The organism is Janthinobacterium sp. SUN120, assembly GCF_030397735.1.
Lineage (GTDB): Bacteria > Pseudomonadota > Gammaproteobacteria > Burkholderiales > Burkholderiaceae_D > Janthinobacterium > Janthinobacterium kumbetense.
Window position 1 is genome coordinate 760,586 of the sequence record NZ_JAPUBW010000002.1, and the last position, 15,563, is coordinate 776,148.

Annotated in this window: 15 protein-coding genes; 14 read left to right on the forward strand and 1 reads right to left on the reverse strand. The window is 63.3% G+C overall.

The window, feature by feature from the left end; translation table 11 throughout:
- Positions 1 to 72 precede the first annotated feature (72 nt).
- The 8 genes from O0879_RS13100 to O0879_RS13135 all read left to right on the forward strand — a co-directional run bounded on the left by O0879_RS13100 (position 73) and on the right by O0879_RS13135 (position 8,008).
- The gene (locus tag O0879_RS13100) at positions 73 to 1,536 is read left to right on the forward strand and encodes a flagellin (protein ID WP_289898647.1); all 1,464 of its coding nucleotides are present in this window, start codon (positions 73 to 75) and stop codon (positions 1,534 to 1,536) included.
- An 84-nt stretch (positions 1,537 to 1,620) separates the two neighbouring features.
- Positions 1,621 to 1,992 carry a flagellar protein FlaG gene (locus O0879_RS13105; protein ID WP_251350725.1) on the forward strand — a complete coding sequence of 124 codons (372 nt, stop codon included), beginning with the start codon at positions 1,621 to 1,623 and terminating at the stop codon, positions 1,990 to 1,992.
- A gap of 230 nt (positions 1,993 to 2,222) precedes the next feature.
- A complete protein-coding gene (fliD, locus tag O0879_RS13110) occupies positions 2,223 to 4,904 on the forward strand; it encodes a flagellar filament capping protein FliD (protein ID WP_289911184.1) in 2,682 nt (893 codons plus the stop codon).
- A 22-nt stretch (positions 4,905 to 4,926) separates the two neighbouring features.
- Positions 4,927 to 5,373: a flagellar export chaperone FliS gene (fliS, locus tag O0879_RS13115; protein ID WP_077407797.1), complete on the forward strand. Its 447-nt coding sequence runs from the start codon at positions 4,927 to 4,929 to the stop codon at positions 5,371 to 5,373.
- A 3-nt stretch (positions 5,374 to 5,376) separates the two neighbouring features.
- The gene (locus tag O0879_RS13120; RefSeq protein WP_035821340.1) at positions 5,377 to 5,703 is read left to right on the forward strand and encodes a flagellar protein FliT; all 327 of its coding nucleotides are present in this window, start codon (positions 5,377 to 5,379) and stop codon (positions 5,701 to 5,703) included.
- Between the two features lie 53 nt (positions 5,704 to 5,756).
- The gene (locus O0879_RS13125) at positions 5,757 to 6,917 is read left to right on the forward strand and encodes a flagellar hook-length control protein FliK (protein WP_289916837.1); all 1,161 of its coding nucleotides are present in this window, start codon (positions 5,757 to 5,759) and stop codon (positions 6,915 to 6,917) included.
- Positions 6,910 to 7,236 (forward strand): EscU/YscU/HrcU family type III secretion system export apparatus switch protein, encoded by a 327-nt coding sequence (locus O0879_RS13130; RefSeq protein WP_289916839.1) that lies wholly within the window; start codon positions 6,910 to 6,912, stop codon positions 7,234 to 7,236. The genes O0879_RS13125 and O0879_RS13130 overlap by 8 nt, the downstream gene beginning before the upstream one ends.
- A gap of 25 nt (positions 7,237 to 7,261) precedes the next feature.
- Positions 7,262 to 8,008, forward strand: coding sequence for a flagellar brake protein (locus O0879_RS13135; protein WP_099666871.1), 747 nt, complete (start codon positions 7,262 to 7,264; stop codon positions 8,006 to 8,008).
- Positions 8,009 to 8,080: 72 nt separating this feature from the next.
- Here the strand turns inward: O0879_RS13135 and fliE are convergent, their stop codons facing one another.
- Positions 8,081 to 8,383 carry a flagellar hook-basal body complex protein FliE gene (gene fliE / locus O0879_RS13140; RefSeq protein ID WP_230539976.1) on the reverse strand — a complete coding sequence of 101 codons (303 nt, stop codon included), beginning with the start codon at positions 8,381 to 8,383 and terminating at the stop codon, positions 8,081 to 8,083.
- Positions 8,384 to 8,720: 337 nt separating this feature from the next.
- Here fliE and fliF point away from each other — a divergent pair, with 337 nt between their 5' ends.
- From fliF to O0879_RS13170, 6 genes are all read left to right on the forward strand, one after another.
- Entirely contained in the window at positions 8,721 to 10,436 is a 1,716-nt protein-coding gene (fliF, locus tag O0879_RS13145) for a flagellar basal-body MS-ring/collar protein FliF (RefSeq protein ID WP_251350721.1), read from the forward strand.
- The gene (fliG, locus tag O0879_RS13150; RefSeq protein ID WP_077407811.1) at positions 10,429 to 11,427 is read left to right on the forward strand and encodes a flagellar motor switch protein FliG; all 999 of its coding nucleotides are present in this window, start codon (positions 10,429 to 10,431) and stop codon (positions 11,425 to 11,427) included. The genes fliF and fliG overlap by 8 nt, the downstream gene beginning before the upstream one ends.
- Before the next feature lie 43 nt (positions 11,428 to 11,470).
- Positions 11,471 to 12,184 carry a flagellar assembly protein FliH gene (locus O0879_RS13155; protein WP_099666869.1) on the forward strand — a complete coding sequence of 238 codons (714 nt, stop codon included), beginning with the start codon at positions 11,471 to 11,473 and terminating at the stop codon, positions 12,182 to 12,184.
- Between the two features lie 89 nt (positions 12,185 to 12,273).
- Positions 12,274 to 13,590, forward strand: a complete 1,317-nt coding sequence (fliI, locus tag O0879_RS13160) for a flagellar protein export ATPase FliI (RefSeq protein WP_233516143.1) — start codon at positions 12,274 to 12,276, stop codon at positions 13,588 to 13,590.
- 32 nt (positions 13,591 to 13,622) lie between these two features.
- Entirely contained in the window at positions 13,623 to 14,063 is a 441-nt protein-coding gene (fliJ, locus tag O0879_RS13165; RefSeq protein WP_289916841.1) for a flagellar export protein FliJ, read from the forward strand.
- Between the two features lie 19 nt (positions 14,064 to 14,082).
- Positions 14,083 to 15,378 carry a flagellar hook-length control protein FliK gene (locus tag O0879_RS13170; protein ID WP_289916844.1) on the forward strand — a complete coding sequence of 432 codons (1,296 nt, stop codon included), beginning with the start codon at positions 14,083 to 14,085 and terminating at the stop codon, positions 15,376 to 15,378.
- The last annotated feature ends 185 nt before the right edge of the window (positions 15,379 to 15,563 follow it).

Genomic DNA, 15,563 nt, shown 5'->3' on the forward strand with positions numbered 1-15,563 from the left:
TGTCCCGGAACAGCGGGGCAGGCCAAAGTGACTAGCACATAGCGCAATGTAGTACCTGTTTGGAGAATTATCATGGCTGCAGTAATTAATACCAACATCTCGTCCCTGAATTCGCAACGCAACCTGTCGACCTCGCAGTCGGCCCTGAGCACCTCGCTGCAACGCCTGTCCTCCGGCATGCGCATCAACAGCGCCAAGGATGACGCCGCTGGTCTGGCAATTTCCGACCGCATGACGTCGCAAATCCGCGGCATGACCCAAGCCACCCGCAATGCAAACGACGGCGTCTCGCTGGCCCAAACGGCTGAAGGCGCGTTGGCAAGCTCGGGCGACATCCTGCAACGTATCCGCGAACTGGCCGTGCAATCGTCGAACGCCACCAACTCGGCCAGCGACCGCCAGGCGCTGCAAACAGAGGTAGGCCAGCTGGGTTCGGAACTGAACCGCATCGCCACCACGACTTCGTTCAACGGCCAGGCGCTGCTGGACGGCACCATGGGTACGGCCAACTTCCAGGTCGGCGCAGATGCCAATCAGCTGATTTCCGCCAGCGGCGCGAACTTCCTGACCAGTACCTACGGCAATAACCGCGTGGAAAATGATGCGACCGCCGTCCTCGCCACCTCGGCAACGGCAACGGCAGGTTCGGTGGTCGTCGCCGGCGCACGCGGCACCTCCACCGTCACCACCAAAGCCAACGACAGCGCGCAAGCCATCGCCGCCAGCGTCAACAAGGTTAGCGCCGACACGGGCGTCACGGCAACGGCAAAAACCGCCACCAGCCTGAAACTCGGTTCCACCGAAGCGTACTCGTTCACCCTGGTGGGCGACAATACGGCCACCGGCAAGGAAGCGCAGATTTCCTTCTCGGTGGGCGCAGGCCAGTCGGCTTCGGACTATGCGGCAGGCATCAATGCAATCAATGCGCAAACGTCGAAAACCGGCATCACCGCCGAATACGATGCATCGACCAGCAGCATGAAACTGACGCATGCTGACGGCGCCGACATTGCCATCAAAAACACGGCAGCTGCCGGTAACACGGTGTTCAATATCGACTCCTACAAGGCCGACAAAACCTTGACGGGTTCGGCGTTCGACGCAAAAGCCAATAACGCGGTCGCCGTCGCCAACGGCACCGTTACCTACGATGCGCCGGGCAGCTTTGCCATCACCGACACGTCGGGCTTGAAAGCCACGAACAAGACATCGGACTTAAAATCGGTGGCTTCGCTGGACGTGACGTCGTTTGACGGCGCCCAGTTGGCACTGAAAATTGCCGATGCAGCACTGGCAACGGTGAACGGCCAACGCGCCCAGTACGGTGCTTTGCAATCGCGCTTCTCGTCGGCGATTTCCAACCTGCAATCGACCACGGAAAACCTGTCCGCATCGCGCAGCCGCATCGTCGATACCGACTTTGCATCGGAAACGGCCAACATGACCCGCGGCCAGATCCTGCAACAAGCTGGTACGGCCATGCTGGCACAAGCAAACTCGCTGCCAAACGGCGTCCTGAGCCTGCTGCGTGGCTAATCCCTGATTAGTAGCGCAACAGCGTAGGACTCTGATTCCCCTGCCGGATTTTTTCGGCCGGGGAATTTTCACTAGGAGAGCACCATGACTATCGACACGATAGCGGCCGCCTCCGCGGCCAGGATAGACAAGAGTTATGTGTCTGCGGACACGTCACCGGCGCGCCCGGCAGCGCCACGCGCCGCCACGGAAACCGACAAGGTTGCACCACAGCAAGCCAGCAAGGAACCCAGCCGCGAGCAGCTCGACAAGGCGGTATCGGAGCTGAACCAGTCGTCGCAGATGAAGACGCAAGGCCTGGAATTTTCCGTCGATGAAGACAGCCAGCGCACGGTCGTCAAGGTCATCGACCAGGAAACCAAGGAAGTACTGCGCCAGATTCCCACCCGGGAAGCGCTGGAATTGGCCAAGACCTTTGACTCGGCCAAGGGTTCGCTGATCCGCCAAAGCGCCTGATGATGGCATGGCACACGGACATGCGACATCGCGGCAGCAGGCATCAGCATGACCACGGGGTTCGGTAGCCTGGCTATCCGGCCCCGTTTTTTATTGCAACTCGTGCAATATTTTCCTATCTCTTCCCCGCTTTTTTGCTCCCGCTGAAAACAGCGCGGTAAATCCCCCTCTCAAGTCCTGATTGATTCTGCCGATAACAGCTTATATTAGCGTTTTCCTAGGAGTATTCAGTGGCCATCACACCTACCCTTTCATCCATAGGCATCGGCGCCGGCGCCAGCGGCCTGGATGTGAATGCCATCATCGACAAGCTGATGACGGCCGAAGCCGCGCCGCTGGGTACCTTTGACAAGAAAACGGCCTCGTACCAGGCCAAGCTCAGCGCGCTGGGCACGCTGAGCGGCGCCGTCAGCACTTTCCAGGGCTCGTTGTCAGCGCTCACCAACTCAAGCAACTTCCGCGCCGTCAGCGCCACGCCGTCCGATCCACTGGTGCTATCGGCCAGTGCCGGCGCCAAGGCCGTCGCCGGCAGCTATAACATCAATGTTTCCCAGCTGGCCCAGGCGCAGACGCTGACGTCGGGCGGCATGGCCAGCAAACTGTCGACCATCGGCAGCGGCGCCAAGACCACGATTTCCTTCCAGCTGGGCTCACTCGCCGGCGGCACCTTTGGCGTAACGGGCACGACACTGAGCGGCAGCACCCTGCTCACGGGCGTAAGCAACGGCTCGCTGATCATCAATGGCACGGCCATTCCGACGGACGCCAGCACCAAGAGCGCACGCGCGCTGGCGGACGCCATCAACGCCAAGAGCAGCACCACGGGTGTGACAGCCACGGCCCAGCCGACGGCCAGCAACGCCACCATGTTCAACGGTTTCGGCAATATCGAAACGGGCGCGGACGGCACCTACTCGCTGTCGATAGGCGGCATCGAGATCGTGACCCAGGGTAACGGCGTCGCCGCAGGCGCCGGCATTACGGCCGCGTCGCTCGACACGACGCTCGAAGGCCCGAATGCCGTCTCGAATGCACTGGCCGCCGCGAATATTACCGTCACCGGCAAGGCCGCCGACGGCACCCTGAAATTTACGCGCGCCGACGGCTCCAACCTCAACATCGAGGAAGTGGTGACGGGTTCGGTCAAGGGCGGCATCGGCCATGCATCGAACTCGGTCAATGACGGCTCGAACGTAACGATTGCCAGTTCGATTACCCTGGCCTCGGGCAACGCCAGTCCCATCGTCGTCGGGGGGAGCAATCCTGCCGCAGCAGGGCTGACCGCGGGCACGGGCGGCAGCTACATGAACACGAACTTTACCCAGGATGGCACGCAGGCGACGGGTTCGGTGGTGATCGATTCCACCAACAACAGCTTGCAAGGCATACGCGACGCCATCAATAACGCCGGCCTGGGCGTCACCGCCAGCATCGTTTCCGATGGCACGGACAAACCGTATCACCTGGTGCTCAGTTCGACCAAGACAGGCGCCAATTCGGCCATGAAGATTTCGCTCAGCGGCAGCGATGGCCAGCCCGCCGACAGCGCCCTGAACGACTTGCTGTCGTACGATGCGGGTGGCACGCAAAACCTCAAGCAGAACAGCGCGGCGCAAAACACCATGTTCAGCGTCAACGGCATCGCCATCACCAGCAGTTCGAACAACGTCGATACGGCGATCGAAGGCGTCACCTTGGGCATTACCAAGATAGGCACGTCCAGCCTGTCGGTGGCCAAGGATACAACGACGGTCAAGACCAGCATCACCGCCTTCGTCAAGGCCTACAACGAGCTGAACACTTCGATCGGCAAGATGACAGCCTACAATCCCGAAACCAAGACGGGAGGCATCTTGCTGGGAGATTCGACCGTTCAATCGATACAAAGCCAGTTGCGCCGGCAGCTGGGCGCACCGATTACCGGCTTGAGCAGCGGCATGAGCAATATGAGCCAGGTGGGTATTTCATTCCAAAAAGATGGCAGCCTGGCCTTGGATTCCAGCAAGCTTGACAAAGCCATCAGTACAAATTTCAATGATATCGCCGGTCTGTTTTCAGCCATCGGCAAGGCCAGCGACAGCAACGTCGCCTTCACCAGTTCGACGGCCGCCACGAAGCCCGGCACCTATGATCTGAGCATCACGACCATGGCCAGCCAGGGTTCGCTCACGTCCGACGGCGTGCTGGCAGCCAGCACCACGATTGCCAGCGACACTACCTGGAATATCACCCTCAACGATACGGATCCCAGCTCCGCCAAGAATACGGCCCAGGTGTCGATACCGGCGGGCACCTATACTCCGGCGCAGATGGCATCGCTGATACAATCGTCGATCAACGGGGTGAAGGCTTTTTCGGACATTGGTTCAACGGTCTCCGCGTCGATCGACGGCACCGGCAAACTGGTCCTGGTGTCGAGCCGCTATGGCTCGGTATCGAATCTGGCCTTGAGTAACGGCAAGGGGACCGGTATCGAGACCCTGTTTGGCGCCGCCAAGCCCGTCAAGGGCGCGGACGTAGCCGGTACTCTGGGAGGGCAACCGGTCGTCGGCTCCGGCCAGAGCCTGACGGGCGCACCCGGTTCGCCAGCGGAAGGCTTGAAAATTGAAGTGACCGGCGGCACCACCGGTTCGCGCGGCACGGTCAGTTTCTCGCAAGGCTATGCCTATCAGTTGAACAACCTGGCCACGTCCTTCCTCGGCACAAAAGGCATGATCACCGGACGCACGAGCGGCATCAACGAAACCCTGAAGTCGATAGCGGCGCAACGCGACAAGTTCAGCGAGAAGCTGACCGACATCGAGGCGCGCTACCGCGCGCAATACTCGCGCCTGGATGTGTCCCTGAATAAATTGCAGGGCATGCAAACTTATTTGACCCAGCAGCTGGCCGCCATCGCCGCCAACCGTTAAGCCCATTCATCAGGAGAATTACATGTTTGGAACCCAACAACGCGGCGTCAACGCCTATGCCAAGGTCGGTCTGGAAACGGGCATCGTCTCAGCCTCGCCGCACAAGCTGATCGTGATGCTGTACGACGGCGCCCTGGTGGCCGTGCTCAGCGCGCAGATGCACATGAAATCGGGCAATGTGCCGGAAAAAGGCAAGTCCATCTCGAAAGCCATCCAGATCATCGACAATGGCTTGCGCGCCAGCCTGGACAAGGAAGCGGGCGGCCAGATCGCCGAAGGCCTCGACGCCCTGTATGAATACATGAGTGCGCGCCTGCTGACGGCCAACCTGCACAACGATATTACCCTGCTGGAAGAAGTGCAGCGCCTGCTGACCGACTTGCGCGAAACCTGGAACGCCATCGGCGCCACCCCCGCCGCCATGCCTGGCGCCGATCTGAAACGTATGCCCAGCCTTGCGAGCGCCTGACCCATGATGACGAATCAAGAAGTCCTGACCACCTACGAAGCCATGCAGACCCTGACGGGCCAGATGGTGACCGCCGCCACCAACGCCGACTGGGATGCGCTGGAAGCGCTGGAACAGCGCATCAGCGCACATGTGGCCGCGCTGAAGGCGAATGAAGAAAAAGTCGTGCTGGAAAGCGCTGGCCGCCAGCGCAAGGTCGCCCTGATCAAGCAGATCCTGGAAGACGACCGCAAGATCCGCGACCTCACCATGCCGTGGATGGCGCAATTGTCCAAGCTGATCAGCAGCACCGGCACCGAGCGGCGCCTGGCCAACGCCTACGGCGCGTAAGCGCCCACGGGGCAAGGTCCGCTATCATGTTGCCGAAGATGGATGCAATCGGCATGACGCCCTTGACCCCGATCAAGGGCACTCGCCCGGCCGACACCGTCGCCGACCCGCGCCAGGCCGAGTTCCAGCGCTCGCTGCAGGGACTCATCGGCAAATCCATGCAGGGACAGGTGCTGGCCCGCATGGGCGACGGCAGCTTTCTCGTGCGCGTGGCCGGTACGCCGGCCCGCATGCAGCTGCCCGCCGGCGCCCAGCCCGGCACGGAAATCCCGCTGACCTTGATCGGCATCAATCCCCGCCCCTCTTTTCAAATCGGCAACAACCGCGACCAGCCCGCCAGCGCCCTGCTGACGTATGCGGACGCGGAAGCCGAGCCGGACGCCGCTGAAACGCGCGGCCCCCAGCCCGGCGCCGCCCAGGCGGGCACGCGCGCCAGCAGCACGGCCGCCACCCTGCTCAGCCGCGCACCCCTGACGCCGGCCAATCTGTTGCCCGCCCTGGCGGGCGACACGCCCGCGCCCGAGCTGAGCACCACCGCGCGCGCCATCAGCACCGTGCTCAGCCAGGCGGAAAGCGTGCCCGGCGCGCCCCTGTCCCTGGTCGGCAAGACGCCGCTGATGACCACGCCGGGCGCAGCTCCGGCCCAGGTGGCGCAAAAACTGCAGGAGGCGGTGGGCAGCAGCGGCCTGTTCTATGAATCGCATGTAGCCGAATGGGCCGAAGGCAAGCGGCCGCTGGCGTCGCTGCTGCTGGAGCCGCAGATGCAGAAGGCGGCACAGGGCGACGCGGCCAGGACGGGGACCGACCTTGCCTCGGCACAACTGATCAATTTGCAGCTGCATACGCACGAACAGGCGCGCGTGCAGTGGCAGGGCGAAGCGTGGCCCGGCCAGAAGATGCAGTGGGATATCAGCAAGGATGCGCCGGAAGGACAGCAGCACGATGGGCGCGACGGCGACGGGGAAGCGACGGCCTGGCGCAGCAACGTGCGCTTCCAGTTTCCCCTGCTGGGCGACCTGGCCGCGCACGTGGTCTTGCAGGGCGGCCGCGTGGCCATCCAGCTGCAAGCAGGCAGCGAAGGCAGCGCCGACACCTTGCGCCAGCATGCGGCGGCGCTGGAAGCGTCGCTAGCCGCGGCCGGCTGGCCATTGACGTCGCTGACGATCGCCGGCAAGCCGGACGCCGCCGGGCCAGCGGAAGCGGACGATGCTTGACGACACCAAGCGCAAGGTGCCGCAGACGGCCGTCGCGCTGGCCTACCAGAGTAGCGCGCCCGCCCCCAAGGTGGTGGCCAAGGGCAGCGGCCTGATCGCGGACCAGATCATCAGCACGGCGCGCGAACACGGCGTCTTCGTGCATGAATCGAAGGAATTGGTGGCGTTGCTGATGGATGTCGACCTGGACCGCCAGATTCCGCCCGGCCTGTATCGGGCGATTGCGGAACTGCTGGCCTGGTTATATCATATTGAATCTGCGAATGGCGGGCCCATCCCGCCGCCGCCCGACACCAGCATCAACCTCACCGATACATAGACAGGCATCAATGCAAGCACATATTATGGATTCCGGCCTCGAAAACTGGCATGATTTTGAAGTGGAATCGCGGCGGGAAATCATCGCCTTGCTGCGCAGCATAGGCGAAAAGAACCAGCTGATCCGCATGCTGATCCACGGTGAATCCGATGTGTGCGTCACGTCCATCCTGGAAGTCGATGCCGACCACGATAGCGTCATCCTCGACCGTTCCGTGAATGCCGACCAGAACCGGCGCATGGTGGCCGCCAAGGGCATTTCGTTTGAAACCTCGCTCGACAAGATCCGCATCCTGTTTGCCAGCGCCCTGGTGGAAGAGTGCAATTACGGCGGTACGCCCGCCTTGAAAATTGCTATTCCAGAAACACTGATCCGCTTGCAGCGGCGCGAGTATTACCGCATGACTACGCCCGTGAGCAATCCCGTGCGCGTGGCGATTCCCCTGCCGCCCTCGCTGGGCGGCGCCGACACCCTGTTCCCGCTGGCCGACATCAGCTGCGGCGGCATCGCCATCCTCGACAATAAACTGATGCTGGGCGAAACCATCGGCCGGGACTATCCCGGCTGCCGCATCGACTTGCCCGACGTCGGCATCGTCACCGCGACTTTGCAAATTCGCAACTCGCTGGACATGACCTTGCTGAACAATAAGCTGAACCGCCGACTCGGCTGCCAATTCGTCGACCTGCCGCGCAGCATGCTGGCGCACGTGCAGCGCTATATCACGCGCCTCGAACGAGAACGGAATGCGCGCATGGCTGGGCTGGGCTGATAACCCAAAACGAAAGCTGGAGTCAGACCCGGCGGGTCTGACCCCGGAATCTGCCGTTGGGATAGCTAAAACTCAAACTTGCATGTTCATGATCTCATGATATGCAGAAACTAATTTATTCCGCACCTGCACCGTCGCCTGGAATTCGATGCTCGACTTTTGCATCGACACCATCACGTCCGACAGGCTGACCTTTTCGTCGCCCATGGTAAAGCGCTGGCCCAGCGCGGACGAGGCTTTTTGCGCGCCGCTCACGGAGTCGAGCGCGCTCTTGAAGGCATCGGCAAAATTCACCTTCGCCGCCGGCATCTCGGTCTGGATCGCCGGTATTTTCGCCTCCGGCCGCGTGGCCGCCGACTTCAGTTGCGCGATCATCGCCTCGATCCTGCTGCTATCGATACCGCCTGTTTTCACTTTGCCTCCCGATTCTGGTGTGCTTCGTAACTGTTCCATGCCTGTTGCACCCAGAGAACAAAACCCTGGCTTGCAAGGCAACGACGGGTACAATAACTTCCGTCACATGTTGCCAGGGTTCCACAATACCAGCGCCAACGCCAGCCGCTCGGCCGAGCAGGCGGCAAAAGCGCCTTCTATTTGGACGATTGAAGCGCGTGACAGTGGCGGATAATTCTGCATATCGCCCAATCCTCCCGAGGAAGCGGCCCCCACGCACCACCCAATACACGTAAATACACCGCCCTGGAAGGCAATCATGGCTGTAGCCGAAGAAATCGATGTGAACCGCATACCGCCGGAACCGGCGCCTGCCCGCTCGCCCGTGGAGTCCGTACAAGCGTTCGCCAAGACGCCGATGGGCAAGAATTTCCTGCGCGGCCTGGGCGTGGCGGCACTGGTCGCCATCGGCGTGGCCCTGTACATGTGGAACCAGCCGCCCGAATACAAGGTCCTGTTTTCCAACTACACGGACCGCGACGGCGGCGCCATCACCGCATCGCTGGACCAGCTGGGCATCAAGCACAAGTTTTCCGAAGGCGGCGGCGCCATTCTCGTGCCATCCGAGCAAGTCCACGACGCGCGCCTGAAACTGGCCGCGCAAGGCTTGCCGAAAGGCGGCAACGTGGGTTTCGAGCTGATGGAAAACCAGAAGCTGGGCGTGTCGCAATTCCTGGAACAGGTCAATTTCCAGCGCGCACTGGAAGGCGAACTGGCGAAATCGATCGAGTCGGTGTCCGCCGTCGATACGGCGCGCGTCCACCTGGCCCTGCCCAAACCATCCGTCTTCGTGCGCGAACAGCAAAAACCGACGGCTTCCGTGCTGCTGAACCTGCACCCGGGCCGCGGCCTGGACCAGCTGCAGGTGAGCGCCATCGTGCACCTGGTGGCGTCCAGCGTACCGGAATTGCTGCCAATCAATGTCACCGTGGTCGACCAGGCCGGCACCCTGCTGTCGAACCAGGAAAAGGACAAGGACCGCGCCAACGGCATCAAGAGCCTGGACCCGAACCAGCTGAAGTACGTGCAGCAATTGCAGCAAAGCGTGATCAAGCAGGTCGAATCGATCCTGCTGCCCATCGTCGGCGAAGGCAATGTGCGCGCCGAAGCGACGGCCGATGTTGATTTTTCGCAAAGCGAGCAGGCGGCCGAAACCTACAAGCCGAACTCGCCGCCGGAAGCGTCCACCATCCGCAGCCAGCAGACGAGCGAATCGACGGGTGCCGGCAATGCCAACCCGTCCGGCGTGCCGGGCGCGCTGTCGAACCAGCCGCCAGGCGTGGCCACGGCGCCATTGACGGCCGAGGCGCCAGGCGCCCCGGGCGGCGCGCCGACGGCGCCGACGCAGAAGGAATCGACGACGAATTATGAAGTCGACAAGACCGTGCGCTACGAACAGAAATCCATGGGCGGCCTGCGCCGCCTGTCGGTGGCCGTCGTCGTCAACTACCGCCGCAGCTTCGACAAGGATGGCAAGGTCACGGTCAAGCCGATTTCCCCAGCAGAAATGATCCAGATCAATAACCTGGTCAAGGAAGCGATGGGCTACAACAAGGAGCGCGGCGACAGTTTCAGCGTGGCCAACTCGCCCTTCGACGGCATCGACCGCGCGCCGGAAGGCAAGCTGGAGTGGTGGCGCGACCCGGCCAACTTGCCGCTGGCCAAGGAACTGGCAAAATTCCTCATCACGGCCCTGATCCTGCTGTATATCTTCATCAAGATCGTGCGCCCGATGCTGCGCCCGGTCATGCGCAAGATCGACGATTTCGGCGCCCCGCCGCCCGTCATCGAGCCGGAACTGAGCAAGGACGGCGAAGAAAACGAAGTCCTGCTCAGCGAAGCGGAGCTGGAAGAACTGGAAGAAGATACGGCCCGCGGTTATCGCGAAAACCTGGCGATGGCCCGGAAACTGGCGCAGGAAGACCCGCGCGTCGTGGCCAACGTAATCAAAGCATGGATAGGTAATAATGACTGAGACAACGGGACTGCAAAAAGCATCGATCCTGATGCTGGCACTGGGCGAGAGCGAAGCGGCCGAGGTCATGAAATTCCTCGGGCCGCGCGAAGTGCTGAAACTGGGCGCCGCCATGGCCACCATGAAGGGCATCGCGCACGACCAGGTGGTCGAGGTGCTCGACGACTTCCGCGCGCAGACGGAACTCAATTCCACCGTCGGCCTCGATTCGGACGAATACATCCGCCAGGTGCTGACCAAGGCGCTGGGCGACGACAAGGCATCCGTGCTGCTGTCGCGCATCCTGGGCGGCAAGGACGCGTCCGGCATCGAATCGCTGAAGTGGATGGATTCGCAATCCGTGTCCGAGCTGATCCGCAACGAACACCCGCAGATCATCGCCACCATCCTCGTCCACCTGGAACGCGACCAGGCCTGCGAAATCCTCGGCCACTTTACCGACCGCCTGCGCAACGACGTGGTCTTGCGCATCGCCACCCTGGACGGCGTACAGCCGGCCGCCTTGCGCGAACTCAACGACGTGCTGACGAAACTGCTGTCCGGTAACGAAAACATCAAGAAATCGTCGCTGGGCGGCGTGCGCGCGGCGGCCGAGATCCTGAACTTCATGAGCGGCGAGCAAGAAGGCTCCGTCATGGACAATATCAAGAATTACGACAATGACATGGCGCAAAAGATCATGGACGAAATGTTCGTGTTCGACAACGTGATCGATATCGACGACCGCGGCATCCAGCTGCTGCTGCGCGAAGTGCAGTCGGAAATGCTGATCATCGCCCTGAAAGGCGCCTCGCAAGAGCTGCGCGACAAGATCTTCAAGAACATGTCGCAGCGCGCCGGCGAGATGATGCGCGAAGACCTGGAATCGAAAGGCCCCGTGCGCCTGTCGGAAGTGGAATCGCAGCAGAAACAGATCCTGCAGATCGTGCGCCGCCTGGCGGACGAGGGGCAGATTGTCTTAGGCGGAAAAGGCGAGGATTCGTTTGTCTAGTTTAATTCCCAAAGAGCAGCAAACCGCGTACCAGCGCTGGGAAATGACCTCGTTTGGCGACGAGCGTCCCAGCGTGGTGGCGGCACGCAAGCTGCTGGAACCGGACCCCGAGCCCGAAATCGATCCGGAAGCCGATCCCTACGGCGAGCTGCACCAGGAAGAACTGGCCCCGCCGCTGGAATACCCGACGCAGGAAGAACTCGACGCCATCCGCGAGGAAGCGCGCGCCACGGCCTTCGACGAAGGCCGCGCGGCCGGCTATGCGGAAGGCCATGCGGCCGGGCATGCCGACGGCCATGCCCAGTCGTATGCGGAAGGCAAGGCGGCGTCCGCCGTGGAACTGGCGCACCTGCAAACCATCGCCGTCGACTTCGGCACGGCCGTGCACCAGGCCGACGAGCTGATTGCCAATGACGTGATGGAACTGGCCTTGCAGCTGGCCAAGGGCATGCTGAAGACGGCCCTGCCCGTGCGCCCCGAGCTGATGCTGCCGATGGTGCGCGAAGCCATCGAATACTTGCCTGTACTACAACAACCAGCCTTGCTGATGCTCAACCCCGACGATGCGCAAGTGGTGCGCGACGGCATCGGCGATGAGCTCGACAAGGGCGGCTGGCGCGTCATCGAAGACCCGTCCGTGGAACGTGGCGGTTGCAAGATCGACACGGCCAGCAACCAGATCGATGCGCAAACGTCCACCCGCTGGCACCGCCTGACGCATGCGCTGGGCAAAGACCTGGACTGGCTGGCGCCGTGAGCGAGCCCGTCAAAGGCCCTGCTGCCCATGCGGCGCGCTGGCGCGCCTACCTGAGCGACTGTACGGCCGTGGTCGGCTTTGTCGAACCGATGCAGATTTCAGGCCGCGTCACGCGCGTGGCCGGCCTGGTGATGGAAGCCGTGGGCCTGCGCCTGGCCGTCGGCGCCGCCTGCACCGTGCCGCTGCCGAATGGCGGCCGGGTCGAGGCGGAAGTGGTCGGCTTTGAAGGCGAACGCCTGTTTTTGATGCCGCAAAGCGACGTCGAAGGCATCGTGCCCGGCACGCGCGTGTTTTCCGTCGAACCGGCCATTCCCCGTCCCGGCAGCGTGGCGCACCCGCGCCGCCGCCCCAGCGACCGCGCGCGCCACCTGCCCGTGGGTCCGCAACTGCTGGGCCGCGTGCTCGACGGCGCGGGCCGCCCGCTCGACCAGCTGGGCCCGCTGCACACGACGGACAGCGCCCCCATCAATGTACGCCCCGCCAATCCCCTGGGCCGCGCGCCCATCGTCGACACGCTCGACGTGGGCGTGCGCTCGATCAACGCCATGCTGACCGTGGGCCGTGGCCAGCGCATGGGCCTGTTCGCCGGTTCCGGCGTGGGCAAGAGCGTGCTGCTGGGCATGATGGCCCGCTACACGGAGGCGGACGTGATCGTCGTCGGCCTGATCGGCGAACGGGGACGCGAAGTAAAAGAATTCATCGAGCAGATCCTGGGCCCCGAAGGCCTGGCCCGCTCCGTCGTCGTGGCCGCGCCGGCCGACACGCCGCCGCTGATGCGCCTGCAAGGGGCAGCGTATGCGACGGCGATTGCCGAACACTTCCGCGACCAGGGGCAAAACGTGCTGCTGATCATGGATTCGCTGACCCGCTACGCCATGGCGCAGCGCGAAATCGCCCTGGCCATCGGCGAACCGCCCGCCACCAAGGGCTATCCGCCGTCCGTCTTCGCCAAGCTGCCCGTGCTGGTGGAGCGGGCCGGCAATGGCGAGGAAGGCGGCGGCTCGATCACGGCCTTCTACACCGTGCTGACCGAGGGCGACGACCAGCAAGACCCGATCGCCGACTCGGCGCGCGCGATTCTCGATGGCCATATCGTGCTGAACCGGCGCCTGGCCGAAGCGGGCCATTATCCCGCCATCGACATCGAGCAATCGATTTCGCGCGCCGCCCACTCGATTACCACGCACGAACACCAGCAGCAGGCACGCAAGCTGAAACAGCTGTATTCGCGCTATGAACGCAGCCGCGACCTGATCAGCGTGGGCGCCTACAGCGCCGGCACCGACCCCGTGCTGGACCAGGCCATCGCCCTGCATGAAAAGATCGAGGCGTTTTTGCAACAGCAAATCACGGAGCGGGTCAGCATGGACGAGAGCTTGGGGCAACTTACCGCTCTATTCGACTGATTAGGGCTTGCATAGCGGGAATATAATCAGCCATGGCTTCTCCTTCCCAACTTGCAACCCTGATCGACCTTGCCCAGCGCGAAACGGATGACTGCGCCAAGCGCCTGGGCGCGGCCCTGAAAGCGCTCGACGATTGCCGCCAGAAGCTCGACATGCTGTCCGGCTACCGCGACGACTACGCCAAGCGCTTCGAGACAAGCATGAGCAGCGGCATTACGCCCATGGCTTACCGCAACTTCCAGGCCTTCATGGTCAAGCTTGACAGCGCCATCCTGGGCCAGCAGCAGGTAGTCGAGCATGCGCAGGCGCGCAGCGACAATGAAAAGATGCGCTGGCAGCTGGCCGAACGCAAGCGCATGTCGTACACCACCCTGAACAACCGGGCGCAGGAACAGGCGCTGAAGCTGGAAAACAAGCGCGACCAGAAAACAATGGATGAGCACGCGGCGCGACAAGCCTATTACAAACGCTAAGCAACACTGAGGCAGCATCATGCAAACCCAGCCAACACCGATTTCCCAGATTATCTCGCCGAACGCCACGCCGGGCGCCGCCAACCGCAGCCAGCCGTCCGCCAGCGGCACGGCGGGCGACTTCCAGCGCACCCTGAACCGCCAGATCGAGCAACGCCAGGCCAGCCGCAATATGGCGCAGGCGCAAGTACAAGCGCCTGTGCCGGCGGCCCGTCCCGCCAGCCCTGCGGCCACACCGGCCCAGGCGCCAGCGAGCGAAGCGAAGCCGGCGCCAACGGGTACCGAACAGGCGGCCAGCAGCGAACAGCCGCCAGCGCAGTCCAGCGAGGCGGCCGCGCCCGCCACCGACAACAACACCAGCGCCCCGGCCGAGGCCAGCGTACCCGCCGCCCCCGCTACCGCGACAGTCGCGCCGCCAGCCGATCCGGCCGCCGAGATGCTGGCCCTGGTGGGCAGCATCCAGCTGGCCATCCAGCCGCCGGCGGCAGCCGCCAAGGCCGTGCCGGAACTGCCCGCCCGCGCCAGCGTCAAGGCCGACGGCAAGAACCCGGCCACAGGGCCCTTGCTGGCAGCGGGCCAGGGCAGCGGCAAGGCAGCCGCCACCGCCGCCGCGCAAACGGACAGCGGCGACTTTGCCGCCAGCCTGGGCCAAGCCCAGGGCAAGACGGCCGCCACACCGGGCGCCAGCGTGCCAACCGGCAAGGCCGAACCTGGCAAGCTGGCCATCGACGCCCAGCTGGCAGCCACCGCCAAGGCGGGCGCCGCCGTGGCCGAACCGATCATCAAGGAAACACCTGCCGACCTGAGCCGCCTGGCGGCCCAGTTGCAGCCGGGTGCGCTGCAGCAGGCCGCGGCCGCCGTGGCCGTGCCGGCCGACAAGCTGACGGGCCGGGTCGGCACGCCGGCCTGGGACCAGCAGTTGGGACAGAAAGTCGTGTGGATGGCGGCCGGCGGCGACCAGAGCGCCACCCTGACCTTGAATCCGCCCGACCTGGGACCTGTGCAAGTGGTACTGACAGTCACCAATGACCAGGCCGATGCCGCCTTCATGTCGGCCCAGCCGGAAGTACGCCAGGCGCTGGAAGCGGCCATGCCGCGCCTGCGCGAGATGATGAGCGAAGCGGGCATCGCCTTTGGCAGCGCCACCGTCTCGGCCGGCACGCCGGAACAGCAGGACCAGGGTAACCGGGAAGCATCCGGCGGACGCCGTGGCAATGGCCAGGGCGGCGGCGTAGCGGGCGGCGAGATCGCCATCGCGCCAGCGGCAGGCGGACGCAGCCGGCCCAGCCTGAGTGCCGTGGATACCTTTGCCTGAGGACAATTCGTCGTCCGTCAGCCGCTGGCGCGCCCCCTGACGTAACTTTTCGTCTAAAAACAGCGAGTTGAGGGCGCTTCCGCCCTCTTTTCACTGCATCCTTCTGCGCAGAATTTGCCGATAATGACATAATGGCGTCGTGATCCACTTCCATGCACTCGAGTACCATTGAAAGCAAATCCAAA